Origin of the sequence: Caulobacter hibisci (genome assembly GCF_016135805.1) — a bacterium.
GTDB classification, from domain to species: Bacteria; Pseudomonadota; Alphaproteobacteria; order Caulobacterales; family Caulobacteraceae; genus Caulobacter; species Caulobacter hibisci.
In genome coordinates this window covers 86552-110096 of sequence record NZ_JADWOX010000012.1, presented here as the reverse complement: position 1 = coordinate 110096, position 23545 = coordinate 86552, and the positions used below count along the sequence as shown (strand labels likewise).

At 68.6% G+C, this 23545-nt stretch carries 24 protein-coding genes and 1 pseudogene; 11 read left to right on the top strand and 14 right to left on the bottom strand.

Going from position 1 to position 23545, the window contains the following annotated elements:
* Nucleotides 1-51 precede the first annotated feature (51 nt).
* Nucleotides 52-852, top strand: a complete 801-nt coding sequence (locus I4Q42_RS16960) for a CAP domain-containing protein (protein WP_198577266.1) — start codon at nucleotides 52-54, stop codon at nucleotides 850-852.
* 33 nt (nucleotides 853-885) lie between these two features.
* Here the strand turns inward: I4Q42_RS16960 and I4Q42_RS16955 are convergent, their stop codons facing one another.
* The 5 genes from I4Q42_RS16955 to I4Q42_RS16935 all read right to left on the bottom strand — a co-directional run bounded on the left by I4Q42_RS16955 (nucleotide 886) and on the right by I4Q42_RS16935 (nucleotide 4734).
* Nucleotides 886-1233 carry an ArsR/SmtB family transcription factor gene (locus I4Q42_RS16955; RefSeq protein WP_198577265.1) on the bottom strand — a complete coding sequence of 116 codons (348 nt, stop codon included), beginning with the start codon at nucleotides 1231-1233 and terminating at the stop codon, nucleotides 886-888.
* Nucleotides 1220-1666, bottom strand: coding sequence for an SRPBCC family protein (locus I4Q42_RS16950; protein WP_198577264.1), 447 nt, complete (start codon nucleotides 1664-1666; stop codon nucleotides 1220-1222). The genes I4Q42_RS16955 and I4Q42_RS16950 overlap by 14 nt, the downstream gene beginning before the upstream one ends.
* Nucleotides 1667-1750: 84 nt before the next feature.
* On the bottom strand, nucleotides 1751-2419 hold the full coding sequence (locus tag I4Q42_RS16945; protein WP_198577263.1) for a hypothetical protein: 669 nt from the start codon (nucleotides 2417-2419) through the stop codon (nucleotides 1751-1753).
* Between the two features lie 120 nt (nucleotides 2420-2539).
* On the bottom strand, nucleotides 2540-3559 hold the full coding sequence (gene ilvC / locus I4Q42_RS16940; RefSeq protein ID WP_198577262.1) for a ketol-acid reductoisomerase: 1020 nt from the start codon (nucleotides 3557-3559) through the stop codon (nucleotides 2540-2542).
* 254 nt (nucleotides 3560-3813) lie between these two features.
* Nucleotides 3814-4734, bottom strand: coding sequence for an RcnB family protein (locus I4Q42_RS16935; RefSeq protein WP_198577261.1), 921 nt, complete (start codon nucleotides 4732-4734; stop codon nucleotides 3814-3816).
* Nucleotides 4735-4838: 104 nt separating this feature from the next.
* Between I4Q42_RS16935 and I4Q42_RS16930 the strand changes: the two genes are divergently transcribed.
* The 7 genes from I4Q42_RS16930 to I4Q42_RS16900 all read left to right on the top strand — a co-directional run bounded on the left by I4Q42_RS16930 (nucleotide 4839) and on the right by I4Q42_RS16900 (nucleotide 10272).
* Complete coding sequence (locus tag I4Q42_RS16930; RefSeq protein WP_198577260.1) at nucleotides 4839-5393, top strand: DUF924 family protein; 555 nt, start codon at nucleotides 4839-4841, stop codon at nucleotides 5391-5393.
* A gap of 76 nt (nucleotides 5394-5469) precedes the next feature.
* A complete protein-coding gene (locus tag I4Q42_RS16925; protein WP_408611090.1) occupies nucleotides 5470-6420 on the top strand; it encodes an SH3 domain-containing protein in 951 nt (316 codons plus the stop codon).
* 183 nt (nucleotides 6421-6603) lie between these two features.
* Nucleotides 6604-7443 carry a thymidylate synthase gene (locus I4Q42_RS16920; protein WP_332873102.1) on the top strand — a complete coding sequence of 280 codons (840 nt, stop codon included), beginning with the start codon at nucleotides 6604-6606 and terminating at the stop codon, nucleotides 7441-7443.
* Between the two features lie 44 nt (nucleotides 7444-7487).
* Entirely contained in the window at nucleotides 7488-8006 is a 519-nt protein-coding gene (locus I4Q42_RS16915) for a dihydrofolate reductase (RefSeq protein ID WP_198577258.1), read from the top strand.
* Complete coding sequence (locus I4Q42_RS16910) at nucleotides 8003-8377, top strand: hypothetical protein (protein WP_198577257.1); 375 nt, start codon at nucleotides 8003-8005, stop codon at nucleotides 8375-8377. The genes I4Q42_RS16915 and I4Q42_RS16910 overlap by 4 nt, the downstream gene beginning before the upstream one ends.
* Nucleotides 8378-8462: 85 nt before the next feature.
* Nucleotides 8463-9374: an SMP-30/gluconolactonase/LRE family protein gene (locus tag I4Q42_RS16905; protein ID WP_198577256.1), complete on the top strand. Its 912-nt coding sequence runs from the start codon at nucleotides 8463-8465 to the stop codon at nucleotides 9372-9374.
* Between the two features lie 106 nt (nucleotides 9375-9480).
* Nucleotides 9481-10272 carry an SDR family NAD(P)-dependent oxidoreductase gene (locus I4Q42_RS16900; protein WP_198577255.1) on the top strand — a complete coding sequence of 264 codons (792 nt, stop codon included), beginning with the start codon at nucleotides 9481-9483 and terminating at the stop codon, nucleotides 10270-10272.
* A gap of 230 nt (nucleotides 10273-10502) precedes the next feature.
* Here the strand turns inward: I4Q42_RS16900 and I4Q42_RS16895 are convergent, their stop codons facing one another.
* The 6 genes from I4Q42_RS16895 to I4Q42_RS16870 all read right to left on the bottom strand — a co-directional run bounded on the left by I4Q42_RS16895 (nucleotide 10503) and on the right by I4Q42_RS16870 (nucleotide 14971).
* The gene (locus I4Q42_RS16895) at nucleotides 10503-11594 is read right to left on the bottom strand and encodes an NADH:flavin oxidoreductase (RefSeq protein WP_198577254.1); all 1092 of its coding nucleotides are present in this window, start codon (nucleotides 11592-11594) and stop codon (nucleotides 10503-10505) included.
* Between the two features lie 318 nt (nucleotides 11595-11912).
* Nucleotides 11913-12971: a histidinol-phosphate transaminase gene (hisC, locus tag I4Q42_RS16890; RefSeq protein WP_232793227.1), complete on the bottom strand. Its 1059-nt coding sequence runs from the start codon at nucleotides 12969-12971 to the stop codon at nucleotides 11913-11915.
* Nucleotides 12972-13038: 67 nt separating this feature from the next.
* Nucleotides 13039-13329: a putative quinol monooxygenase gene (locus I4Q42_RS16885; protein WP_198577253.1), complete on the bottom strand. Its 291-nt coding sequence runs from the start codon at nucleotides 13327-13329 to the stop codon at nucleotides 13039-13041.
* Nucleotides 13330-13403: 74 nt separating this feature from the next.
* On the bottom strand, nucleotides 13404-13835 hold the full coding sequence (locus I4Q42_RS16880) for a hypothetical protein (protein WP_198577252.1): 432 nt from the start codon (nucleotides 13833-13835) through the stop codon (nucleotides 13404-13406).
* 7 nt (nucleotides 13836-13842) lie between these two features.
* Complete coding sequence (locus I4Q42_RS16875) at nucleotides 13843-14136, bottom strand: hypothetical protein (RefSeq protein ID WP_198577251.1); 294 nt, start codon at nucleotides 14134-14136, stop codon at nucleotides 13843-13845.
* A 139-nt stretch (nucleotides 14137-14275) separates the two neighbouring features.
* Nucleotides 14276-14971, bottom strand: coding sequence for a tellurite resistance TerB family protein (locus I4Q42_RS16870; protein ID WP_198577250.1), 696 nt, complete (start codon nucleotides 14969-14971; stop codon nucleotides 14276-14278).
* A 295-nt stretch (nucleotides 14972-15266) separates the two neighbouring features.
* Here I4Q42_RS16870 and I4Q42_RS16865 point away from each other — a divergent pair, with 295 nt between their 5' ends.
* Nucleotides 15267-16136, top strand: a complete 870-nt coding sequence (locus I4Q42_RS16865; RefSeq protein ID WP_198577249.1) for a hypothetical protein — start codon at nucleotides 15267-15269, stop codon at nucleotides 16134-16136.
* Nucleotides 16137-16201: 65 nt separating this feature from the next.
* Here the strand turns inward: I4Q42_RS16865 and I4Q42_RS16860 are convergent, their stop codons facing one another.
* Nucleotides 16202-17662, bottom strand: a complete 1461-nt coding sequence (locus tag I4Q42_RS16860; RefSeq protein WP_198577248.1) for a GH1 family beta-glucosidase — start codon at nucleotides 17660-17662, stop codon at nucleotides 16202-16204.
* A gap of 187 nt (nucleotides 17663-17849) precedes the next feature.
* On the opposite strand from I4Q42_RS16860, the pseudogene I4Q42_RS26645 reads away from it, so the two are divergent.
* Both I4Q42_RS26645 and I4Q42_RS16845 read left to right on the top strand, forming a co-directional pair.
* Nucleotides 17850-18973 (top strand): annotated as a pseudogene (locus I4Q42_RS26645) (DUF3500 domain-containing protein).
* A 199-nt stretch (nucleotides 18974-19172) separates the two neighbouring features.
* A complete protein-coding gene (locus I4Q42_RS16845) occupies nucleotides 19173-20294 on the top strand; it encodes a HupE/UreJ family protein (RefSeq protein ID WP_198577245.1) in 1122 nt (373 codons plus the stop codon).
* A 176-nt stretch (nucleotides 20295-20470) separates the two neighbouring features.
* Here the strand turns inward: I4Q42_RS16845 and metH are convergent, their stop codons facing one another.
* Together metH and I4Q42_RS16835 are read right to left on the bottom strand one after the other, a co-directional pair.
* Entirely contained in the window at nucleotides 20471-23149 is a 2679-nt protein-coding gene (gene metH, locus I4Q42_RS16840) for a methionine synthase (protein WP_198577244.1), read from the bottom strand.
* The gene (locus I4Q42_RS16835; RefSeq protein ID WP_198577243.1) at nucleotides 23146-23544 is read right to left on the bottom strand and encodes a DUF4259 domain-containing protein; all 399 of its coding nucleotides are present in this window, start codon (nucleotides 23542-23544) and stop codon (nucleotides 23146-23148) included. The genes metH and I4Q42_RS16835 overlap by 4 nt, the downstream gene beginning before the upstream one ends.
* Nucleotide 23545: the final 1 nt, after the last annotated feature.

The following is a 23545-nucleotide window of genomic DNA, read 5'->3' as shown; positions in this document are numbered from 1 at the left end:
CGGACGACCGGACCGTCCTGTCAACCGTCTTGGAGATCAAAGCCTAGTCCGATGAGCGCCCTCTCCCGTCGAACCGCCCTGGCCCTGGGGGCCGCGAGCCTTGTCCTGCCGGGCCTGGCTCAGGCCGCCTCGGCCCAGGCCTATCTCGCCTACGACCGCCGGCTGCGCGACCAGCTGGCCGCCCGGCGCGGGGATTTCGACGCCGATTTCGAGCGCGAGTTGCAGGATCAGGGCGACGCCCAGCGCGAGGCCCGCCGCCTGTCGCCGCTGACCTTCGATCCGGGCCTGGCCCTGGCCGCCCGCGCCCACGCCGCCGACATCGCCCGCACCGAGGTCTACGACCACATGACCCGCGAGGGCTTCGGCCCCGCCGCCCGCGTCGGCCTGCTGGCCCGCGACCTGGTCGGCGCCCCGGCCGAGAACATCGCCCTGCGCCGCAACGCCGCCGGCGCCGTGCGTCCCGACCAGATCATGGGCCAATGGAAGTCGAGCCCCGGCCATCGCGCCAACCTGCTGGCGCCCGGCTTCACCCATGTCGGCTACGCGGCCCTGCGCGACGGTCCCGAGGTCATCGCCGTGGGCGTCTATGCCGAGGTCTCGGCCCGTCTGGCCGCCCCCGCCCCGCTACGCGCGACCTCGGTCGAAGCCATCGCCGCCGCCCTCTCCCGCGCCAGCCCGCGCATCGACCAGTTCTCGCTGTCGGATCCCGGCGGCGAGGTGCTGACCCAGACCTATGTCGAACGCCCCCAGCCGGTCACCATCCCGTCCGGCGCCTGGCAGCTGCGCCCGCACTTGTCGAGCGGCGCGCACCGCTATCAGGTGGCCTGGGGACCGGTGGTGGTGCTGGGGTAGCGGCGTACTCCCTCTTCCTATGGGAAAGGGGCGTCACACCCCCTCCACGAACGCCTTCAGCCGCCCCAAGGCGTCGTCCCAGCGGGCGGAGACCGTGTCGAGCCAGGCGCGCGCCTGGCGCACCTGTTCGGGGCGGTAGGCGAAGCGGCTCTCGCGGCCTTCGCGCAAGCTGGCGACCAGCCCCGCCCCCTCCAGCACCCGCAGGTGCTTGGTCACGGCCTGGCGGGTGATGTCGCCGCCGCTGGCCAGGGCCGAGATCGAGCGGGGTCGGCCGTCGCTCAACCGGTCGAGCAAGGCCAGCCGCGTCGGGTCGCCCAGCGCCGCGAACACCGCCGCCGGATCGGGCGGAGCGGCGCCCGTCGCCGCCTCAAGCCTCGACATGCGCCTTGATGTTCTCGACCTGCTGGGCCCAGCCGCCCTCGTTCATCCGGAAGGCCTCGTCGCGGCGATGGGCCGGCACGGCGTCGAAGCCGCTCTCGATCACATCCAGCCGCACGCCCTGCCCTTCCGGCGTCAGCAGGAACTCGACCAGGGTCGGGGTCTCGCCCGAATAGTCCACGGCCGGATCGATGGCATAGGGATGCCAGCGAAAGGCCAGCCGCCGCATCGGCTCGACGGCCACGACCTGCGCGCGCCACTGGATATGCTCGTAGCCCGGATAGGTGATATGGCCGGTCGAGGCCCGGCCGGCCACGAACGGACCGTCCAGCTTGACCCGGAACCAGGCCCCAAACTGCTCGTGGTCGGCGATGGCGTTCCAGACGCGCTCCAGCGGCGCGTTCAGCACGATGGTCTTCTCGATGCGGTCGGTCATTTCAGCAACCTCTTGGTTGCTGATTAAAGGCTCGAGCGCGCCAGACATGCAACCGGATACTTGCACGTTTCAGTCATTCGCCGCTTATCGCGTTGGAAAGATTCCGCTGACCCGGGCCACGATGGCGAAAATCTCAGGGTCGTTCATGAACGCCTTCATCGCTGCCCAGCCTTCCGGCGCATCCTCCCAGTAGTTCGGCGGCCCGCGATCCTCCGAAGCGGCCTCGCCGAAGCGCCAGTAGAGATCCGTCACCAAGAGGCCGACCGGCTTCAGGCGATCTAGGTAGGTCGCGATGTCCACGCCCCCGATCGCCAAGCCGCAAAGCAGCGCCTCCACCTCGTCGCTCTCGTGGAAACCCAACCCAGTGCCGGCGATTTCATCGAGTTGGCGATCGAACCAGGCGTCGAGAAATGCGCTCAGCGCTCGACGCTGGCCGGGCTTCCACGCGACCCTATCGCCGAAGCGCAAATGGCCGACGACCAGTTGCGGGTATAACTGCCAGTGCTTTTCCGTCGCCGTGATCTCGAACATCCGGGGCAGCAAATACAGATAGTCATTCTCAGACCCGACGGTCAGGAAAACGCCGCTCGCATAGCCGCCCAGATCATCGCCCGTTAGCTGTCTTAGAGGCTTGGCTAGCAGTATGTCGGTGTTGCGCTTGTCGACGCAGCAAGGGCAACCGTGAATGACGCGCGGCTTGGTTGTGTCGAAGGCCGCATAGAGGTCGGCCAGCGCTGCGTCGAAAGCCCTCAAGGCCATATCCTGTGTCCGCTTTTCTCCCTCAACTTGGCCGAGAAGCCCGCGAGACGCCAAACGAAAAACGGCGGGCCCTTGCGAGCCCGCCGCTTCCTTGTTCAGCCGTTAGGCCGAAGCTTAGTTCTTGGTGACGTCCACCAGCTTGTTCTTGGCGATCCACGGCATCATGCCGCGGAGGCGCGCGCCGACTTCCTCGATCTGGTGCTCGGAAGCGCGGCGGCGGGTCGCCTTGAAGGACGGCTGGCCGACGGCGTTTTCCAGCATGAAGTCGCGGACGAACTTGCCCGACTGGATGTCTTCCAGCACGCGCTTCATCTCGGCCTTGGTCTCGGCGGTCACCAGGCGCGGGCCGGTGACGTATTCGCCGTACTCGGCGGTGTTGCTGATCGAGTAGTTCATGTTGGCGATGCCGCCTTCGTAGATGAGGTCCACGATCAGCTTCAGCTCGTGCAGGCACTCGAAATAGGCCATTTCCGGCGCGTAGCCGGCTTCCACCAGCACTTCGAAGCCGGCGCGGACCAGCTCGACCGTGCCGCCGCAGAGGACGGCCTGCTCGCCGAACAGGTCGGTTTCGCATTCCTCGCGGAAGTTGGTCTCGATGATGCCCGAGCGGCCGCCGCCGATGGCCGAGGCGTAGGCCAGGCCGAGGTCGAGGGCGTTACCGGTGGCGTTGTGGTGCACCGCGATCAGGCAGGGCACGCCGCCGCCCTTCTGGTACTCGCCGCGCACGGTGTGACCCGGGCCCTTCGGCGCGACCATCAGCACGTCGATGGTGTCCTTCGGCTCGATCAGGCCGAAGTGGACGTTCAGGCCGTGGGCGAACAGCAGGGCCGCGCCGTCACGGATGTTGGGGGCGATGTCGTTCTTGTAGATCGCGGCCTGATGCTCGTCCGGCGCCAGGATCATGATCAGGTCGGCCCAGGCGGCGGCTTCGGCCACCGACAGGACCTTCAGGCCTTCGCCTTCGGCCTTCTTGGCGCTGGGCGAACCCGGGCGCAGGGCGACGGCGACGTTCGAGGCGCCGCTGTCACGAAGGTTGAGGGCGTGGGCGTGGCCTTGGCTGCCATAGCCTACGATGGCGATCTTCCGGTCCAGGATGCGGGCGAGGTCGGCGTCGCGGTCGTAGTAGACGCGCATGATTTCTTCTCCAGGACTGGTCAATATGGCCACCCCGCGCAACGGCGGAGCGACAAAGGCCGGGCGTTTGAGCGTTTTTTTGCCGTTTCGTCAAGGCGACGGCGGCAAAAGCCTGTGGCCTCGGAGCCTCTGCGGCGAGGTTTTTAAACCCTGGGGCCGAGCTTGCCCATGGAAGAACCGGCGACGCACGCCGAGAAAACAAAATCGCCGCCCTCCGGAGACCGGAAGGCGGCGATCGAGAGCGCTGGAGGGCGCTACCAGAAGAGGTCGTAATAGACGCTCAGCACGCGGCCCGACCACACGTCGACCAGCATGGCGTCGTCGCCGACCCGAACCCACTCACAGCCGATCGGCGGCTGGGGCAGGCCGTAGCGGTACCAGTCGAGATAGTAGCCGCTGCCGTACCAGCCGCCCGGCAGATAGTCGCCGAAGCTCCAGCGGAACGAATACCAGCCGCGCGGATAGCGGTAGGCCGGGGCGCGGTAGCGCTGGGCGGAGCGGTAGGTGGGCCGGAAGCGGCGCTGGTCGTACTGCGGCCGGCCGTTGTCGCGGTCGCGCCAGCGTTGGTCGCCGGGACGTTGCCCGCCCGGACGCTGGTCGCCCTGGCCCGGACGCGAGGCGCCGGGACGGTCACGATCGCCATTCCATCCGCCCGGACGGTCATTGCCGGGACGACCGTTGTTGCGATCGTCGTTCGGACGTCCGTCGGGGCGTCCATCGGGGCGCCCGCTGGGCCTGTCGCCGCCTTGCCAGCCGCCGGGACGCTCGCCCCGATCCTGGCCGCGATCCTGGCCGCCGCCGTTCGGGCGTTCGCCGCGATCCGGACGGTCGCCACGGTCGCCGCGATCGGCCTGGGGCGCCTGAGGCGCTTGCTGGGCCGGGCGGGGTTCCTGCGGACGCGGGGCCTGAGGCGCGGAATCGCCGCCTCGGCCGCCGCCGCCGCGCCAGCCGCCGTCCTGGCGGTCGCCACGGTCAACACGGCCGCCTTGGTCGCCGCTGCCTTGCTGGGCTCGGCCGCCCTGGTCGCCGCCGCGCGGACCGCGATCGGGGCGCGAACCGTGGTCCCCGCGCTCGTTCTGCTGCTGCATCGCGACGGCCGTCGCCGCATTGCCGGCCTGCGCCGCCGCGCCGCCCGTCAGCGACAGGATCATGGCGGCGGTGATCAGACGTTTCATCTCTTGCTCCGTGGACCTTGCGCCGGCCCGTGGCTCATCCCTTGATGACACCATCGCGCTTGGCGCATGAACCGTAATTGAACGAAATCCGCAGCGAGGATTCGATGGCCGCGCAGCCCCAGGACATTCTCGGCTTCTGGACCCAGGCGGGACCCAAGAAGTGGTTCGAGAAGAACCACGCCTTCGACGAAGCCATCCGCCTGAAGTACGAGCCCACCCACCACAAGGCGGCACGGGGCGACTACGACGACTGGGTGGACACCGCCGACGGCGCCCTGGCCCTGGTCATCGTGCTCGACCAGTTCCCGCGCAACCTCTACCGCCGCAGTGGCCACGCCTTCGCCACCGACGGCAAGGCCCGCGCCATCGCCCGCGCCGCCATCGCCGCCGGCCACGACACGGCGGTCGCCCCCGAGCTGCGCTACTTCTTCTACCTGCCCTTCGAGCACTCCGAATCGCTGGCCGACCAGGAGCTGTGCATCGAACTGTGCGCCGGCATGCAGGCCGACACCGGCGACGAAGACTCGATCAAGTGGGCGATCATCCACCGCGACATCATCGCCCGGTTCGGACGGTTCCCCCATCGCAACGTCGCCCTGGGCCGCCAGACGACCCCGGCCGAGCAGGCCTTTCTCGATGAAGGCGGCTTCGCGGGTTAGGCGAGCTTGGCTTCCGCAACCTCGGCATTGTAGTGTCGCCCCGATCTTTCCCAGGGGCTCTGGAGGGCGCTTTTACATGTCGATGAAGAAACTCATGCTCGCGGCAGGCGCGATGGTCTGCGTCGCGGCGCCGATGGAAGCCTCCGCCCAGGCCAAGGCGAGCAAGGCCCAGCAAGCGCAAGCCCAGGCTGTCGCCGAAGTGCCGCGCTGCTCGCGCAAGCTGGGCACCCTGTCGATCATCGACGGCGATGATCCGCGCGGCTGGACGCAGTACAACCTCGCCTCGCCGCAGAAACTGCTGCGGGCGCTGGTGCAGAAGTCGGGCTGCTTCAACCTGGTCGATCGCGGCGCGGGCCTGAACGCCGCCCAGATCGAGCGCAACATCGGCGGCAATCTAGGCCTTCAGCGCGGCTCCAATGTCGGTCAGGGCCAGATCAAGGCCGCCGACTACGTGCTGGTCGCTGAGGTCCAGGCCAGCGACAGCAACGCCGGCGGCGGCGCGGTGGCCGGCGCCATCGGCGGCCTGATCGGCGGCCGGGCCGGCGGCCTGATCGGCGGCATCAAGACCAAGAAGCTGGAAGCCAACACCGTGCTGTCGCTGACCAATGTCCGCACCACCGAGACGGTGGCCGTGCAGGAAGGCTACGCGGTGAAGAACGACATCGGCTGGGGCGTGGGTGGCGGCATCGGCTTCGCCGGCGCCGTGGGCGGCGGCTACGAGGACACCGAGATCGGCCGCATCGTCACCCTGGCCTTCATCAACAGCTACTCGAAGATGGTCGGCGAACTGGGCCTGGTCGGCGACAGCCCGGCCGCGGCGCAGAACGCCCCGGCCAAGACCTTCGTGGCCACCCGCGTCGTCAACATGCGCGCCACCCCCGTGGCGGCCGGCAAGCTGGTCCGCGCCCTGCCCGCCGGCTCGATCGTCTATCCGACCGGCAAGAAGCAGGACCTGTGGTGGGAAGTGGCCGACGAGAACGACAATGTCGGCTGGGTGCTGAACACCGGCCTCGAGCCGTCGAAGTAGGCCTAGCGGCTACCTGAACGAGAACGCCCCGCCGGTTCGCCGCGCGGGGCGTTTTTCGTATGAGGCGCTCGGATCGTCTCGACGCCTGAACCGTTAATTTCTCCACAAGAATTTGAGCCCCGGCCCGATTTTTACCGCTACATCTAGTGTTATAAGCCTCCGGGAATGCCGTGGAGCGACGCCGTGAACGCCATCCTGCCGATCCTCGCTCAGCAATCCGTCGACCATCCCGAGCGCCAGTATCTCGACCTGCTGGCCGACATTCTCGCCAACGGCGTCGAGCGTGGCGACCGTACGGGTACGGGCACCAAGGGCGTCTTCGGCCGGCAGATCCGCTTCGACCTGGCCAAGGGCTTCCCGGTCCTGACCACCAAGAAGCTGCACCTGCGCTCGATCATCATCGAGCTGCTGTGGTTCCTGAAGGGCGACACCAACATCGCCTATCTGAAGGACAACGGCGTGCGCATCTGGGACGAGTGGGCCGACGAAAACGGCGAGCTTGGCCCCGTCTACGGCAAGCAATGGCGTTCGTGGGCCACGCCCGACGGCCGCTCGATCGACCAGATCGTCAACCTGGTCGAGGGCCTGAAGACCAACCCCAACAGCCGCCGCCACATCGTCAGCGCCTGGAACCCGGCCGACGTCGAGGACATGGCCCTGCCGCCCTGCCACTGCCTGTTCCAGTTCTTCGTCGCGGACGGGAAGCTGTCCTGCCAGCTCTATCAGCGCAGCGCCGACGTCTTCCTGGGCGTGCCGTTCAACATCGCCAGCTACGCCCTGCTGACCCTGATGGTCGCCAAGGTCGTCGGCCTGCAGCCGGGCGAGTTCGTGCACACCTTCGGCGACGCCCACCTCTATCTGAACCACCTGGACCAGGCCCGCGAGCAGCTGACCCGCGAACCCAAGCCGTTCCCGACGATGAAGATCGCCGACAAGACCGACCTCTTCGCCTTCGAGTACGAGGACTTCCAGCTGGAGGGCTACGAGGCCCACCCGCACATCAAGGCGGCGGTCTCGGTCTGAAACCCGACCTTCCGGATCAGGCGACGGACGGCTAAGAGTCGCCCATGACCGCCCCCATCCTTACCGTCGGCCCAGTGGCCCGCTCGCTCAACGGCGTCATCGGCCGCGACAACGACCTGCCCTGGCGGCTGAAGTCGGACCTTGCGATGTTCAAGGCCGCCACGCTGGGCAAGCCGGTGATCATGGGCCGCAAGACCTGGGACAGCCTGCCCAGGCGCCCCCTGCCCGGCCGACTGAACATCGTGCTCACCCGCGACCACAAGTTCGAGGCCGAAGGCGCCGTGGTCTGCGACACCTGGATGGAAGCCGTCCAAATCGGCAAGGAGCAGGCGGCCGAGGACGGTGTCGAGGAGGTCTGCGTCATCGGCGGCGCGGCCCTGTTCGAACTGGCCCTGCCCCGCGCCAAGCGCATTTACGTCACCGAGGTGCAGGCAGAAGTTCAGGGCGACGTCCACTTCCCGGCCTTCGACGAGAGCGCCTGGACCGAGGTGCGCCGCGAGGAACGCCCGGCCGGCGAGGGCGACGACTTCCCGTTCGTGTTCCGCGTGCTGGAACGCAAGTGAGCGCCCTACTGGCCGCCGCGGCCCTGCTGGCCCAGACGACGACGCCGGAGGCGGCCGCCGCCGATGCACGCCAGGCCGCCCGCGACAAGGCCGCCGAGATCGCCGTGGTCCAGGTCCAGCACGTGGGCCTGGCGCGTCGGCCGCGTGGCCGCTGCCTGGTGGTCGCCAAGGTCTATCGGGCCGAGCCGGGCGTGACGCTGAAGGTCGGTCGCACCCTGCGTCTGTCGGTCCCTTGCGCCGCGCCCGGCGCCAGCGGTTCGGACACCGACCACGGCGTCGACCAAGCCGCTCTCAAGCGCTCCAGCTACGGTCGGGCCTTCCTCGACGCGCGGCTGAAGCTGATCGCCTACGACCTGTTTGACCTGAACTGACCTAGCGGCAGCTTGCCGGCCCTCTCAAACGACCGTTTACTCCCATGGAGCGTCCGACAGAGACGCCGCAAGGGAGCGAGACGACATGGACCTGACCCTCGTCGCCGAAGGCCTGCAGTTTCCCGAAGGCCCGATCGCCATGGCCGACGGCTCGGTGCTGCTGGTCGAGATCCAGCGCCAGACCCTGACGCGGATCGCGCCCGACGGAACCCGGACCACCGTCGCCGACCTGCCCGGCGGCCCTAACGGCGCGGCCATCGGCCCGGATGGGGCGGTCTACATCACCAACAACGGCGGCAGCTTCGCCTTCTTCGACATGGGCGGGCTCAACATCCCCGGCCCGACGCCCGAGAGCCACACGGGCGGCTCGATCCAGCGGGTGGACCTTTCCACCGGCGCGGTGACCACGCTGTACGAGGCCTGCGACGGCAAGCGGCTGGTCGGCCCCAACGATCTCGTTTTCGACAGGCACGGCGGCTTCTGGTTCACCGATCATGGCTGCTCGACGCCGGACGGCCGCAAGTACGGGGCGCTGTACTACGCCAGGGCCGACGGCAGTCACATCGTCCGGCTCCGCGACCACCTGATCTCGCCCAACGGCGTGGGCCTGTCGCCGGACGAGGACGTGGTCTATGTCGCCGACACCATGCTGGGCCGCCTCTGGGCCTTCGACGTCGCCGCGCCCGGTGAGCTGGCGCCGCCGGCCCCGCTCCAGCCCGGCCGCGTGGTCTGCAACCTGCCGGGCTACCAGTTGCTCGACAGCCTGGCGGTCGAGGCCGACGGCCGGGTGTGCGTGGCGACCATCATCAACGGCGGGATCACAGCCTTCTCGCCGGACGGGACGACCGAGCACTTCGCCGTGCCCGACGTGATCGTCACCAACATCTGCTTCGGCGGCGTCGACCGGCGCGACGCCTGGATCACCGCCTCCGGGACGGGAATACTGTTCAAGACACGCTGGCCGCGGCCCGGCCTAAGCTTGAACTTCAATGCCTGATCGCCGCTGATCTGTGACTTGAGTTCACAGGCCATGTGCCCGGTCTGCGCATGGTCCCGCTCGGCTGCGCCCCCACCTGGAGTGCAGCAAGCCACGGAGTCCCGCGATGGATCTCAAACTCGAAGACAAGACCGCCCTCGTCACCGGCTCGACCGCCGGCATCGGGCTGGAAATCGCCCGCACCCTCGCCGTCGAAGGCGCCAAGGTGTTCGTCACCGGCCGCAGCCAGGCCAAGCTCGACGAGGCCGTGGCCGACATCCGCGCCTCGGGCGGCGCCAAGGTCGAGGGCGTGCTGGCCGACGCGGCCACGGCCGAGGGGGTCCAGGCGATCCTGAAGGCCGTTCCCCAGGTCGACGTCCTGGTCAACAACCTCGGCATCTACGAGATGAAGGCCTTCGCCGACATCACCGACGAGGACTGGCTGCACCTGTTCGAGGTCAATGTGATGAGCGGCGTGCGCCTGTCGCGCGGCTACTTCCCCGGCATGCTGGAGCGCGACTGGGGCCGGGTGATCTTCATCTCCAGCGAAAGCGGCTTGGCGATCCCCGGCGAGATGGTCCACTACGGCATGACCAAGAGCGCCCAGCTGGCGGTCGCGCGCGGTCTGGCGCAAGCGACCAAGGGCACGGGCGTGACGGTCAATTCGGTCCTGCCCGGCCCGACCCGCGCGGCGGGCATCTTCGACTTCCTCAAGAGCGTCTCGACCAATCCGGAAGGCACGCCGGCCGAGCACGAAGCCGAGTTCTTCGAAAAGCACCGCACGTCGTCGCTGCTGCAACGGATGATCGAACCGCAGGAAGTGGCCAGCCTCGTGGCCTATGTCGCCAGCCCGCTCTCGGCGGCGACCAACGGCGCGTCGCTGAAGGTCGAGGGCGGCCTGGTGACGACGATCGCTTAGGCGGCCGATTGAGCACTGCGAACCTCCCCCTCTGGGGGAGGTGATCGCGCAGCGATCGGTGGGGGGAGTTGGAGCGAAGTCGGCCAGGGCCTCGGCAGCTGAAAACGCACCCCCTCCGGCCCTCCGGGCCACCTCCCCCAGAGGGGGAGGATCTGATCCGACGCCTTGCCAGATAGATGCTCCCCCTCTGGGGGAGCTGTCGCGGAGCGACTGAGGGGGTCTTCTTCTAACTAGTACAGAACCCCCAGCGCCTCGCGGCTGAAGCTCTGCAGCTCGTCCTCGCGGCCGTCGCGGATCTTCACGACCCATTCCGGATCCTGCAGCAGGGCGCGGCCGACGCCGACGAGGTCGAACTCGCCGCGGTCGAGGCGTTCCAGCAGGCCGTCGATCGAGGCGGGCTGGCTGCCTTCGCCGCCGAAGGCCGCGATGAACTCGCCCGACAGGCCCACCGAGCCGACGGTGATGGTCGGGGCGCCGGTCAGCTTCTTGGTCCAGCCGGCGAAGTTGAGGTCGCTGCCTTCGAACTCCGGCTCCCAGAAGCGGCGCTGGCTGCAATGGAAGATGTCGGCGCCGGCGTCGGCCAGCGGCTGCAGCCAGGCTTCCAGCAGTTGCGGGGTCTCGGCGTTCTTGACCGCATAGTCCTGCTGCTTCCACTGCGACAGGCGGATGATCACCGGATAGTCGGGGCCGACGGCGGCGCGGACGGCTTTCAGGATCTCGGCGGCGAAGGCGCTGCGCTCGGCGATGCCGGGACCGCCATAGGCGTCGCCCCGCAGGTTGGTGCCGTTCCAGAAGAACTGATCGATCAGGTAGCCGTGGGCGCCGTGCAGCTCGATGGCGTCGAAGCCCAGGCGCTTGGCGTCGGCGGCCGCCGTGGCGAAGGCGGCGATGGTGTCGGCGATCTCGGCGTCGGTCATCGGCTCGGTGAATGGCGCGCCGCCGGCCTTGGACACGCCCGAGGGGCTGTCGATCTTGCCCAGCACGTCCTTGCCCTTGGCCGAACCCACATGCCACAGCTGCGGCGCGATCAGGCCGCCGACGGCGTGGACCTCGTCGACGACCTTCTTCCAGGCCGCCAGTTCCTTCTCGCCGTGGAAGCGCGGGATGTTGGCGTCGTTCAGCGAGGCGTCGCGGGCCACGCCCGTGCCTTCGGTGACGATCAGCCCGACCTGGGCGGCCGCGCGGCGGGCGTAATAGGCCGCGACGTCGTCGGTCGCCACGCCGCCCGGCGAGAACGAGCGGGTCATCGGCGCCATGACCACCCGGTTGGGCAGCTTCAGCGACTTGAATTCAAACGGCTTGAAGAGGGCGTCGAGGGCCATGCGGGCGCTCCGGCAGGAGTATGATTTGCCAGGATCCAAACATTTGTTTGGATCCACCGCCATGCAGAAATACTGCAACGGTCGCTGTATCTGGTGAGACGGGAGCGGGATGGGAAGGCCGGGCCGGGAAAATCAGCGACCAGCCCCGCCGCCCGCAGTTCTGCGCCCACCCCTCACCCGAGTTTCCCCGCGAAGGCGGGGACCCAAGCCGAGTCAGCGGACAATCCACGGCCGCACCACGACCTGAAAGCCAGCTTGGATCCCCGCCTTCGCGGGGATGCGCGGAAATTGAGTTGTCTGGGTAAGAGCCTTGCGCCCCTACCCCAAAATCTCGTCTAGCGCCGTCAGCAGCCGATCGATCTGGCCGTCCGTGCCTACCGTGATCCGCAGATGATCCCCGATGCGCGGCGCGTCGAAGCGGCGGACGATGACTCCCCGCGCCCGGAGCTCCGCCGCCAGCTCGGCGCCGGGCCGCGACTCGTGGCGGGCGAAGACGAAGTTTGCCGAGGACGCAGGCGCGGAGAAGCACCGCGCCTCCAGCCCCTCGACCAGCCGCAGGCGGCCGGCGATCACCTTGGCGCGGCTATCCTGGAAGAAGGCCTCGTCCTCGATCGAGGCGATCGCCCCGGCCTGGGCAGGACGGCCCAGGGGATAGGAGTTGAAGCTGTCCTTGACCCGCGTCAGCCCCTCGATCAGGGCCGCGTCGCCGATGGCGTAGCCGACCCGCAGGCCGGCCAGGGCCCGCGACTTCGACATCGTCTGCACGACCAGGAGGTTCGGGTGGTCGGCGACCAGCGGAATGGCGCTCTCGCCGCCGAAATCGACATAGGCCTCGTCGATCACCACCGGCTTGTCGGGGTGCTCGGCCAGCAGGCAAGCGATCTCGGCGCGGGTCAGGGCCACGCCGGTCGGAGCGTTGGGATTGGCGACGATGATCGCCCCGGCCGGACGGCGATAGTCCTCGATCCGCACCGACAGGTCCTCGGCCAGGGGCACGGTCTCGTAGGCCACGTCGAACAGCCGGCAATAGGTCGGATAGAAGCTGTAGGTGATGTCGGGGAACAGCAGCGGCGACTCATGGCCCAGCAGGGCGCGGAAGGCGTGGGCCAGCACCTCGTCCGAGCCGTTGCCGACGAACACCTGCTCCACGGCCACGCCGTGATGGGCCGCCAGGGTCTCGCGCAGCGCGGTCGAGGTCGGATCGGGATAGAGCCGCAGGGCCTCGCCGGCCGCCGCCGCGATCGCGTCCACGGCCTTGGGCGAAGGTCCGTAGGGGCTCTCGTTGGTGTTCAGCTTGACCAGGTCGGCGATCTTCGGCTGCTCGCCCGGCACATAGGGCGACAGCGTGTGGACCAGCGGGCTCCAGAAACGGCTCAAGGTCTTGCTCCAGGCGGACTTCAGGCCGCCGGGATGCGCGAAACCTCAGGCCTGCGTCAAGCGCGCCCTACTCCACCGCGTCGAGATATTCGATCTCCGGACGCGCGGCCATGAAAGGTCCCATGGCCGCGCCGGCGGCCTTGAAATAGTCGGTGCCGCCGTGGTGTTTGAGGGCCTCTTCGGAGGCGTAGAGCTCCAGCACCTTGTAGACCCCGGCCTCGGTCTTGGATTTCGTCAGCTGATAGACGATCGCGCCGGGCTCGTTGGCCTTCACCTTGGCCGCGAGATCCAGGAACACAGCCTCGAACTCAGACGTCTTGTCCGGCTGGACCTTCAACACCGCCACCACGCCGATCATGCCCGCCTCCCAACATTTGTTTGAAAGCCAATGTCGCCAATGGCCGGCGCAAGTGCAAGTGGCCAACTCGCGGCTCAGTTGGTCAGCGGGAACAGGGTCATCACGCCAGCGAACAGCGCGAACAGCAGCGTGAAGCTCAAGAGCAGGACCGCGGGTCGCCTGGCTGCGCGGGCACGGCTGAAGGCCCAGCCGCAGAGCGCCAATTGCGCGACGAGAAAAAGCGGTCCGATGACATCCCATCGACCGTCGTCGAAACCTTCGTACTGGGCGACCTGCATCCGTGGCCCGTCCAAAACGGCCGCGAAAAGCAGAATGTGGCTCAAAATTACCGGGATCAGGAAAAGCAGCAGGGCCTTGGCCCGCTGCCTGACGCCGCCGATCACCCCCATGACAAGGCACGCCGTCCCCGCCGCGGGAAGCAGGCTGAAGGGAAAGAACAGCGGATTGAAGATGGCCAGGCAAAAGAGCGGCAACGCCAGCGCCGCCGAGGCCAGGGCGTTCAGCAAGATAAGCCTACCGCCGCTCGTTCCAGCCGTAGGCGACCCAGGAATGTCCGCCGACGTTGCGGGCTTCGATCAGCGAGGGATCGGCGGAAGCCTTGGCGTGGGCCTGGCGGCGGCCGCGCAGGGCGAAGGCGGCGAGGCCCAGGAGCGCGGTGGCCATGAAGCCGACCACGACCAGGGTAGCGGCGAAGACGACGGCGACGATGGCGGCGACCGAAACGGCGATGGCCGTGGCCACGGCGCCGACCAGGGCCGCCAGACCGCGCCAGGCCGAAGGCCCGCCGCCGGGCGATGTCGCGCTCATGTTCATCGTCGTCCTCTCGGGGCCTTCACTCAAGGGCGCGAGGCGCCCGGAATCTCCGTCCGTACGACCACTAGGTTGGATCACGAGGTCTGAACGTCAACTGAACACCCGTTGGGTTCATTCACAAAGCGGTTTTCGCTCAACCCGCGGCGGCCAGTCCCAGTTCCCGCCGCTCGCGCATTACGGTGCTGAAAGCCGCATTGATCGCCGCGGCCTTGGCCTCGGCCACCTCGATGAACTCGGCCGGCAGGCCGCGGGCGCGGGCGCGATCGGGGTGGGCGTCCGACAGGGCGCTCTTCCAGGCGCTGCGCACGGCCGCGTCGTCGGCGTCGGCCGCCACGTCCAGGATCACGTAGGGATCGTCGGCCTCCGCCCCCAGGTGGGTGGCGCTGAGGCGGCGGAAGGCCAGGGCCGACAGGCCAAACAGCTCGGCCACCCGCTCCAGGTAGTCGAGCTCGTCCTGGGTCACCGCGCCGTCGGCCTTGGCGATGTGGAACAGGCCGTCGAGCACGTCTTCCAGCAGCTGCGGGCACGAGCGATAGCGCTTGGCCAGCCGCTTGGCGTAGCTCTCGAAGCCGTGGGTGGTCTGGCGGGCCAGATCGTACAGGCGATGGATGTTCTGCTCGGAGGCCGGATCCGGGTGGAAGACCTGCGAGAAGGCCGCGAACTCGTGGCCGTCGGCGCTGCCGTCGGCCTTGGCCAGCTTGGCGCCGAGCGCCGTCACGGCCGTGGAGAAGGCCGGGTCCTGTCCGGGCGGGCCGGGCGGACATTCGGCGCACTCCGCCAAATCCAGACGGCGGGCCGCGATGCTTGCGATGTTGCGCCAGAAGGTCATGCGGAGGGGTCTTAAAAGCCGGCCGATCCTGGGAGATACGGATCCGAACGTCCCCAGGATGACGCTCCGGAAGCGCCTCATAGCACACGTGTCGTACGCGACCCACCCGGCGATTGCTGCGTCGCACATGTAAACTTGTTCAGAATTGTCGCGATCGGCGGAGCCATCCGGCGGCTTCGCCGTTATGGCTGAGCTTGAAGCGTCGCCTTGTCGGGTCGGCGCCATGCTGAGGTCCCATTGCGGTCCGAAATGCTCTAGTCAGTCCGCTGACGTCACTAAAAGGATCTCCGGCCGTATGGCGACCGCTCTTCTTCTCGCCCTCGCCCTGATGGCGCAGGACGCGCCCGTGACCACCGCGGCCCCGCCGCCGCGCACCCAGCCCGCCGCCACGCCGCCGAACGACGAGTACGGCTACATCGCCTGGTGCTACGGCGCGCTCGGCGGCTATGTCGAGCTGTACGACAAGGTGATGCCCGAGGTGACCCGCATCGAGAAGGCCTTCCCCGGCCCCGACGGCGCGGCCGCCGCGCTGAAGGAATATCCGGCCATGCGCAACCAGGCGCGCTCGGACCTGAAGATCTACGCCTCGGCCATCACCGCCGCCGAGAAGGCCAGCCCGCGCCCGATCTCGGAATATGGCGCGGCCTCGATGAAGAAGGGCCGCTCGATCTGGGGCGGTTCGGAAAGCGTCGACAAGGCCCGCCTGGCCCAGGTGTGGATGAGCTGGTCGCCGCCCGGCGACTGCGAGACCCGCGCCAAGACGCTCGAAACCAAGTCCAACCTGTTCGGCCAGGCCCTGAACTACAACGTCAAGAGCGCCGTGCCGGTCGAGCCGGAAGCCGCGCTGGCCGCTCCGGCCCCTGCCCCGGTCGAGGAGGCCCCGGCGCCAGCGCCCGCCAAGCCCGCTCCGGCCAAGGTCGAGGCTTCGGCGCCCAAGCCGGCGGTCCAGAAACCGGCCGCCGCCAAGCCGGTCGCCAAGCCCGCCGCCGCCGCTCCGGCTGTCAAGAAGCCCGCGGCCCCGATCGGCGCGACCCCGGCCAAGCTGCCGGCCAACCGCGAGATCATCATCGACCCGGCCAACCCGCAGGCCTGCGCCGGCAGCCTCGTGCCCGCCAAGCGCGGCGGCAAGGACGTGCTGATCTGCAAGCCTGACGACCTGCGGTAGACGCTCTTTTCCCTTTGAACTGCCCTCTCTCTTAGAGAGAGGGATGCAGAGACAGAGACGACGCTTCACGGCGCCGTCGGCAAAACCCCGCTGCGCGCCAAGGCCGCGTACCAGGCGTACGAGGCTTTCGGCGTTCGCACGCCCGTCGTCCGGTCGTGGGTCACCAGGCCGAACTTCGAGCGGTAGCCCAGCGCCCATTCCCAGTTGTCGATCAGGCACCAGGCGAAGAAGCCCTTCACCGGCGAGCCGGCCTCCATGGCCGCCTTCACCGCCTGCAGGTGGCGGCGCAGGAAGGCGATGCGGAAGGTGTCGGCCTGGATGCCCGGCCCGTCGCCGAACGGGTCGGAACAGCCGTTCTCGGTGATGAACACCGGCGGATTGCCGTACTCGGTGCGCAAGCGCGCCAAGACTTCGGACAGGCCCGACGGGTCGATCTGGCGGCCGAAGGCGTCCAGCTCCACGCCGCGGGGCGGCGCGGCCGGGGCGATCCGGCCCGGCGACAACGGCGCCAGGCGCATATAGGCTGGCGCATAGTAGTTCACCCCCATGAAGTCGACCTTCTGGCGGATGGCCGAAAGATCGCCCGCCCGCACGCGGTCGCCCAGAAACTCGCCCATGGCGTCCGGATACTCGCCCTTCAGCAGGGGATCGAGCCAGGCGCGATTCCACAGGGCGTCGAGGCCGTCCGACGCCAACCGGTTCCAGAACGCCAGGCCGCCGCCCGCCGGACGGCAGGGCTGCAAGGCCAGGGTCGTGCCGATCGACAGGTCGCCCTTGGCCGCCCGCAGGGCCTGGATGGCGAGCCCCTGGCCCAGGTTCATGTGGTGGGTCACCGGCCCCAGCAGGGCGACGTCCTTCAAGCCCGGCGCGTGCTCGCCGGTGACGTGGCCGAACACGGTGTGCACGGCCGGCTCATTGAGCACGATGATCCGCTTGAGCCGATCGCCCAGCCGCTCGCCGACCAGGGCGGCGTAGTCGGCGAAGGCCTGGGCCGTGTCGCGCGCCGCCCAGCCGCCATGGTCCTGCAGCGCCTGGGGTAGGTCCCAGTGGAACAGGGTGGCGTAGGGCGTGACGCCCTTCTCCAGCAGGCCGTCGACCAGCCGCGCGTAATGGTCGATCCCCGCCTGGGCGACCGCGCCGGCCCCGGTCGGCAGCAGTCGCGACCACGAGATCGAGAACCGGTAGCCGCCCAGCCCCGCCCCGGCCACGAGGTTCACGTCGTCGGCCCAGCGGCGATAGCTGTCGGTGGCGGTCTTGGCGTCGGAGCCGTCGACGATCTTGCCCGGCAGATCCTGGAACAGGTCCCAGACGCTGGGACCGCGCCCGTCGGCCTGCGGCGAGCCCTCGGTCTGGAAGGCGGCCGTGGCCGTTCCCCAGACGAAGTCCTTAGGAAAGTCCCGCGCCTTCGGCTGCACGTCGCCGGGCCGCTCTGTTCCGCAGCCCGCCAATCCCGCGGAAAGCCCTGCCGCCGCGCCGCCGACCGCCAGCGCGCCCAGCCCACGACGGCTTACGCCCTCGCCTTCCATGCTCCACCCCCAGCTTTGGATCGGAGGCTCACAACCTCCGTTGGCGGCAGAATGCAGCTATAACCGAATGCTTGGCCAGTCCGCGATTTTGTCTCGCCAAACGCCGCGCACCTTGTCTCGCCGGACATAGGTCGGGAAAGAACGTCGTTCATCGCTGCCTTCCAGAACAAATGTTTGGGAAGAACCGATGACCATCGAAGGCCCACGGCGCCGCCTCGCCCTCGCGGCGACCTGCATCGCAATGGCCCTGACGGCAGGCCTCGCCGCCTGCGGCGGAGGCGGCGGCTCCAGTTCGAGCGGCTCCAGCAGTTCCAGCAGCGCTTCGTCGAGCAGCAGTTCGAGCAGCTCCAGCAGCAGCACGGCCTCGACCTCGTGCTCGGAAACCACCCAGGGCGCGCAGCTGGTCTGCCTGGCCAACGTGTTCCGGGCGACGCTCAGCAGCAGTCAGCTCAGCTCGGTCAGCTACAGCCTGACCTCATCCAACGCCACCCAGCACTGGTCGAACCTGCCGGTCGGCTCGGTCAGTCGCCTGGGCCTGGCGCTCAGCGCGCTGAGCACCGACCAGAAGACCGCCGCCGAGGCCCTGATCGCCGCGGCCCTGACCACCCAGGGCCAGTCGACCATGACCGGCCTGCGCGCCGCCGACGGCTACCTGGCCGCTGCCGCCAGCGGCTATGGCCAGAATCTCTACTACATCGCCTTCCTGGGCACGCCCTCGACCTCCAGCCGTGGATCCTGGAGTTCTCCGGCCACCACTACACCTTCATGGCCAGCGTCACGGGCAGCTATGTCAGCATGACCCCCAACTTCGTCGGGGTGGAGCCGCTGTCCTTCACCTATGGCGGCACGGCCTACACGCCGATGCAGACGCGGCACGACACCCTGGCGGCGATGCTGAGCGGCCTGTCGTCGACGCAACTGGCCTCGGCCAAGCTGTCCCAGGCCTATGACGACGTGCTGGTCGGTCCGCAGGAGGACGGCGACTTCCCCTCGACCCAGTCGGGGCTCGCCGTGTCGAGCCTGAGCTCGACCCAGCAGGCTTTGGTCAAGGCGGCGATCAACGCCTACGCCGCCGACGCCAACGGCACGGGCCAGAGCGACGCCTACACCACCGACACGGCCCTGGCCTCGACCTATATCGCGTGGGCCTCGTACTCGGACCTGTCGACCAAGGGCTCGTACGTGCGCATCGACGGCCCGCGGGTCTGGATCGAACTCAGCGTCCAGAGCGGCGTGGTCTACAGCGCCAACCACTACCACAGCATCTGGCGCGACAAGACGGCGGACTATGGCGGCAACTTCACGTTCTGAGCCCTTCCGTCCAATGACTTGCGCCGCCCCTCCCTCAACTCCCGTCATTCCCGCCCTTGTGGCGGGAACCCCTTGTTCAGCCCGCATGCGCGGCGCCAGCGGCGCGCCGGCGCGCCGCCCCAACTGCCCTAGCGGCGGACATAGGGCTTCCCGCCACAAGGGCGGGAATGACGGGAAGAAATTAGGAATATGGCTGGCGATGCTCGTCACCGGCCTCGCCCTGCTGACCACCGGCCTGGCCGTCGCTCACCCGATGGCCAAGTCGTTCGTCCAGATCCGCGTGCTCGACCACGCCTGGCGGCTGCACCTGCGACTGCCGGCCGACCGGCTGGAGGTGGCCATCGTCCAGGCGGGTCTGGTTCCCCAGCCGCTGGGCGAAGGACGCCCCACCCTGACGGCGGCGGCGGTCGCGGCCTATGTCGCCGACCACATTCGCCCCCGCTCGCCGGACGGGACGGTGTGGGGCAAGCGCGTGCTCAGCGTCGAGGAAGTCCCCTTCCCCACCGACGAATGGGTGGTCGAGGTCGACCTGACGCCGCCGCCGGGCCCGGCGCCGGATACGCTGATCCTGGACTACGGGGTCATCGTCCGCGAGATCGCCACCCACGCGGCGGTGCTGACCCTGGAGCAGGACTGGGCGCGCAACGTGCTGCCGCACAAGCCGCGCCTGCTGGGCACGCTGCGGGCGGAATCCCGCCAGATCCGCATCGACCGGGTGCAAGGCTCGCCCTGGCCGGCCTGGACCAGCATGGTCGTGATGGGCGCCCGCCACATCTTGGAGGGCGCCGACCACCTGGCCTTCCTGGTCACCCTGATCCTGACCGCGCCGCTGGTGGCCGAGAACGGCCGCTGGCGGCCGGTGGAGGAGCCGCGCAAGGCGCTGTGGGCCACCTTCGCCCGGGTCAGCGCCTTCACCGTCGGACACTCGGTCTCGCTAATGGGCGCGGCCCTGGGTTGGCTGCCGCCGGCCGGCAAGGGCGTCGAGGCGCTGATCGCCCTGTCGGTCGGGATCTCGGCCCTGCACGCCCTGCGGCCGATCTTCCCCCGGCGCGAGGCCTGGGTGGCCGGCGGCTTCGGCCTGGTCCACGGCCTGGCCTTCGCCGAGACCCTCAGCACCCTGTCCCTGTCGACCGGCCAACTCGTGGCCGCGACCCTGGGGTTCAATCTCGGGATCGAACTGGTGCAGCTGCTGATCGTCGCGGCCGTGGCGCCGGTGGTGTTCGTGCTGCGGCGACGGGCGGCGGGGGTGTGGACGCGTTGGGCCCTCGGGGCCGGAGCGCTGGCGGCGTCGATGGTGTGGCTCTACGCGCGGTTGGCGTGAGGCTCCGCTCCGCCAACCCCAAGACTCCCGTCATTCCCGCCCTTGTGGCGGGAAACCCTCTTTCAGCCGCAAGGGCGGATGGGGCGGACTGCTGAGCAGTCCGCTTGCACCTCACCTGCGAGCGGAACCAGGGGTTCCCGCCACAAGGGCGGGAATGACGGGAGTATTTGGGATCCTTAAGCCGCCTCGCCCCGCGCCCGGGCCAGCGGGTCGTAGTTCAGGATCGGCGACAGCCAGCGTTCGGTCGTGGCCAGGTCCCAGCCCTTGCGGAGGGCATAGTCCTCGACCTGGTCGAAGTCGATCTTGCCGACCCCGAAATAGTGGCTCTGCGGGTGGCTGAAATAGAGGCCCGAGACGGCCGCGCCGGGGCTCATGGCGAAGCTCTCGGTCAGCAACATGCCGGTGGCCGCCTCGGCCTCGAGCAGGCGGAACAGCGTGCCCTTCTCGGTGTGGTCGGGCTGGGCCGGATAGCCGGGGGCCGGACGGATGCCGACATACTTCTCGCCGATCAGGGCGTCGGCGTCGAAGCCCTCTTCCGGCGCATAACCCCACAGCTCGACCCGCGCCTTGTGGTGCAGCCACTCGGCGAAGGCCTCGGCCAGGCGGTCGGCCAGGGCCGAGGCCATGATCGCCGAATAGTCGTCGCCGGCGTCCTTGAAGCGCTTGACGATCTCGTCTTCGCCATGGCCGGCGGTGACGGCGAAGCCGCCGACATAGTCGGCCGGACCGCCGACGGGGGCCACGAAGTCGGCGAGCGCCAGGTTGGCCTTGCCCTCGCCTTTGCCCTTGTCCATCTGCTGGCGCAGGGTGTGCAGGCGGGCGATCTCGACCGTGCGGGTCTCGTCCGAATACAGCACCACGTCGTCCTCGACCGCCTGGGCCGGCCAGAAGCCGATCACGCCCTTGGCCCCGAACCACTTCTCGGCGATCACCTTTTCCAGCATCACGCGGGCGTCGCGATAGAGGTCGGTGGCGGCCTCGCCGACCACGTCGTCTTCCAGGATCTGCGGATAGCGGCCGATCAGCTCCCAACTGGCGAAGAACGGCGACCAGTCGATGAACGGCTCCAGCTCGGCCAGGCTCGGCTCGAAGGTGCGCGTGCCGGTGAACACGGGCTTGGGCGGCGCATAGCCCTTCCAGTCAATGGCGAACTTGCGCTTGCGGGCCTCGCCGATCGGGGTGCGGGCCTTGACCGTCTGGCCGCGGGCGTACTGCTCGCGCACCTTGACGTATTCGGCGCGGGTCTCGCCGATGATCCGGTCGCGCTCGCCTTCCGACAGCAGGCCCGAGACCACGCCGACCGCGCGGCTGGCGTCGACGACATAGGTCGTCGGGCCCCGCCGATAGGCCGGCTCGATCTTCACCGCCGTGTGGGTACGGCTGGTGGTGGCCCCGCCGATCAGCAGCGGGATGTCGAAGCCCTGGCGCTCCATCTCGGCGGCGACGAACACCATCTCGTCCAGCGACGGGGTGATCAGGCCCGACAGGCCGATCATGTCGACCTCGTGCTTTTTCGCTTCTTCGAGGATGCGGTCGGCCGGGACCATGACGCCCAGGTCGATGACCTCGTAGTTGTTACACTGCAGCACGACGCCGACGATGTTCTTGCCGATGTCGTGGACGTCGCCCTTGACGGTGGCCATCAGCACCTTGCCGGCCGCCTTGCGGACCTGGCCTTCCTTCTCGGCCTCCATGAACGGCATCAGCCAGGCCACGGCCTGCTTCATCACGCGGGCCGATTTGACCACCTGGGGCAGGAACATCTTGCCCGCGCCGAACAGGTCGCCGACGACGTTCATGCCGTCCATCAGCGGGCCTTCGATGACGTGCAGCGGCCGTTCGGCGGCCAGGCGCGCCTCCTCGGTGTCGGCTTCGATGAACTCGGTGACGCCGTTGACCAGGGCGTGGGTGATGCGCTCGCCCACCGTGCCCTCGCGCCAGGCCAGATTGACCTGCTGGGCCGCGCCCTTCTCGCCCTTGTAGCGCGGGGCCATGTCGACCAGACGCTCGGTGTTGGTCTGCACCGGATCGCGCTGCGGGCGGTTGAGGATCACGTCCTCGACGGCCTCGCGCAGCACCGGGTCCAGGGTGTCATACACCGGCAGGTCACCGGCGTTGACGATGCCCATGTCCATGCCGGCGTTGATGGCGTGGTACAGGAACACCGAGTGGATGGCCCGCCGCACCGGCTCGTTGCCGCGGAAGCTGAACGAGACGTTCGACACCCCGCCCGAGATCCGGGCGTAGGGGCAGCGCTTCTTGATCTCGCGCGTGCCCTCGATGAAGTCGACGGCGTAGTTGTCGTGCTCCTCGATCCCCGTCGCCACCGCGAAGATGTTGGGGTCGAAGATGATGTCTTCCGGCGGGAAGCCGACCTTGTCGACCAGGATGCCGTAGGCCTTCTCGCAGATCTCGATCTTGCGGGCGGCGGTGTCGGCCTGGCCGACCTCGTCGAAGGCCATGACCACCACGGCCGCGCCGTAGCGCAGGCACAGCTTGGCCTGCTCGATGAACTTGGCCTCGCCTTCCTTCATCGAGATCGAATTGACGATCGCCTTGCCCTGCACGCACTTCAGGCCGGCCTCGATCACCTCCCACTTGGAGCTGTCGATCATCACCGGCACGCGGGCGATGTCAGGCTCGGCCGCCATCAGGTTCAGGAAGGTGATCATCGCCTGCTCGGAGTCGAGCAGGCCTTCGTCCATGTTGACGTCGATGACCTGGGCGCCGGCTTCCACCTGCTGGCGGGCGACCGACAGGGCTTCGCTGAAGTTGCCCTCGACGATCAGCTTCTTGAACTTGGCCGAACCGGTGACGTTGGTCCGCTCGCCGATGTTGACGAAGACAGGTCTCATTGGAATGCGCTCAGGATCTTTTGCAGGCCGGCGATATGGATCAGCCAAGCATCGTGGGCGTCGCCTTCCTGCCAGAGTTCGTCGAGTTCGGAAGCCGGACCGACCACCCGGGCCAGGGCGGCCTTGGCCAGGCGGGCCGCGCCTTCCGGCGGCGCGCCGAGGGCGGCCTTGAGGTCCTGGTGGTCCGGCGGCAGCACGACGCCGTCGCCGAGACCAGCGGCGACGATGGCCGAGGCGGCCACGGCCATCTCGGCCTCGGGGGCTTCCAGATAGCCGCCCGCCTTGGTCACGTGGTCGAGGATCAGCAGCACGGCGCGCCAGTCGGGCGCCTCGGCCAGGTCGGCGACGAAGTCGGCCGCCTCGTCGTTGTCGAAGGGTCCGGTGTCCCAGGCCATG

Coding starts and splice junctions, on each gene's coding strand:
- I4Q42_RS16935 (WP_198577261.1), bottom strand. CDS start 4,734: ATGAAACGTCTGATCACCGCCGCCATGATCCTGTCGCTGACGGGCGGC.
- metH (WP_198577244.1), bottom strand. CDS start 23,149: ATGAGACCTGTCTTCGTCAACATCGGCGAGCGGACCAACGTCACCGGT.
- I4Q42_RS16950 (WP_198577264.1), bottom strand. CDS start 1,666: ATGACCGACCGCATCGAGAAGACCATCGTGCTGAACGCGCCGCTGGAG.
- I4Q42_RS16930 (WP_198577260.1), top strand. CDS start 4,839: ATGGCCGCGCAGCCCCAGGACATTCTCGGCTTCTGGACCCAGGCGGGA.
- I4Q42_RS16835 (WP_198577243.1), bottom strand. CDS start 23,544: ATGGCCTGGGACACCGGACCCTTCGACAACGACGAGGCGGCCGACTTC.
- I4Q42_RS16875 (WP_198577251.1), bottom strand. CDS start 14,136: ATGAGCGCGACATCGCCCGGCGGCGGGCCTTCGGCCTGGCGCGGTCTG.
- I4Q42_RS16895 (WP_198577254.1), bottom strand. CDS start 11,594: ATGGCCCTCGACGCCCTCTTCAAGCCGTTTGAATTCAAGTCGCTGAAG.
- I4Q42_RS16925 (WP_408611090.1), top strand. CDS start 5,470: ATGTCGATGAAGAAACTCATGCTCGCGGCAGGCGCGATGGTCTGCGTC.
- I4Q42_RS16885 (WP_198577253.1), bottom strand. CDS start 13,329: ATGATCGGCGTGGTGGCGGTGTTGAAGGTCCAGCCGGACAAGACGTCT.
- I4Q42_RS16870 (WP_198577250.1), bottom strand. CDS start 14,971: ATGACCTTCTGGCGCAACATCGCAAGCATCGCGGCCCGCCGTCTGGAT.
- I4Q42_RS16845 (WP_198577245.1), top strand. CDS start 19,173: ATGCTCGTCACCGGCCTCGCCCTGCTGACCACCGGCCTGGCCGTCGCT.
- I4Q42_RS16860 (WP_198577248.1), bottom strand. CDS start 17,662: ATGGAAGGCGAGGGCGTAAGCCGTCGTGGGCTGGGCGCGCTGGCGGTC.
- I4Q42_RS16905 (WP_198577256.1), top strand. CDS start 8,463: ATGGACCTGACCCTCGTCGCCGAAGGCCTGCAGTTTCCCGAAGGCCCG.
- I4Q42_RS16865 (WP_198577249.1), top strand. CDS start 15,267: ATGGCGACCGCTCTTCTTCTCGCCCTCGCCCTGATGGCGCAGGACGCG.
- I4Q42_RS16915 (WP_198577258.1), top strand. CDS start 7,488: ATGACCGCCCCCATCCTTACCGTCGGCCCAGTGGCCCGCTCGCTCAAC.
- I4Q42_RS16960 (WP_198577266.1), top strand. CDS start 52: ATGAGCGCCCTCTCCCGTCGAACCGCCCTGGCCCTGGGGGCCGCGAGC.
- I4Q42_RS16900 (WP_198577255.1), top strand. CDS start 9,481: ATGGATCTCAAACTCGAAGACAAGACCGCCCTCGTCACCGGCTCGACC.
- ilvC (WP_198577262.1), bottom strand. CDS start 3,559: ATGCGCGTCTACTACGACCGCGACGCCGACCTCGCCCGCATCCTGGAC.
- I4Q42_RS16955 (WP_198577265.1), bottom strand. CDS start 1,233: ATGTCGAGGCTTGAGGCGGCGACGGGCGCCGCTCCGCCCGATCCGGCG.